This window comes from Cesiribacter sp. SM1, from assembly GCF_020178975.1.
Classification (GTDB): Bacteria; Bacteroidota; Bacteroidia; order Cytophagales; family Cyclobacteriaceae; genus Cesiribacter.
In genome coordinates, this window is record NZ_JAHXBU010000071.1 from 1 (window position 1) to 617 (window position 617).

Genomic DNA, 617 nt, shown 5'->3' on the forward strand with positions numbered 1-617 from the left:
GTGCGCATATACAACCGTGCAGGCGGGCTGGTATTTGAGATGTCGGGCTACGACAATAACCTGCGGGTGTTTGACGGAACCGGCAACAGGGGTCTTTACCTGGGCAACAAGCAGCTGCCTGCAGGTACTTACTACTGGGTGCTCTTCAGAGACAACGTAAATGAAAAACCAAAAACAGGATTCCTTGAACTAATACGCTAAGCCATGCGACATTTCATACACTACTTATCTTATGCCCTGTTGGCTGCACTGTTGTTAGCAGGAGGAGCCCTCTTTGCCCAGCAACGGCCGGCTTACTCGCAGTACATGTTCAATGGTTTAGCCCTTAACCCTGCCTATGCCGGCAGCCAGAAGCAGTTCAATGCCATGGCTGTTATCCGCAGCCAGTGGGTGAACTTTGAGGGTGCCCCTAAAACACAGATGCTAAGTGTGCATGCCCCCCTTGATCGAAAGAACATTGGCCTGGGCATGCTCATCTCCCATGAAACCATTGGCGTACATACCGACTGGAGTGCCTATGTCTCCTATGCCTACCAGATCAAGTTCAAAAGAGCAGGTATGCTTTCGCTGGGTCTGCAGGGGGGCCTCAACTACCGCCAGTCTGACTTTAACAGCCT

General features: G+C 51.7%; 2 protein-coding genes. Both read left to right on the forward strand.

Translation table 11 applies throughout. From position 1 onward, the window contains the following. Nucleotides 1–201, forward strand: a 201-nt coding sequence (locus tag KWJ01_RS13255) for a gliding motility-associated C-terminal domain-containing protein (protein WP_224996947.1), incomplete at its 5' end; no start/stop codon positions are given. 3 nt (nucleotides 202–204) lie between these two features. Then, on the forward strand, nucleotides 205–617 hold a 413-nt coding region (locus tag KWJ01_RS13260; RefSeq protein WP_224996949.1), incomplete at its 3' end, for a PorP/SprF family type IX secretion system membrane protein.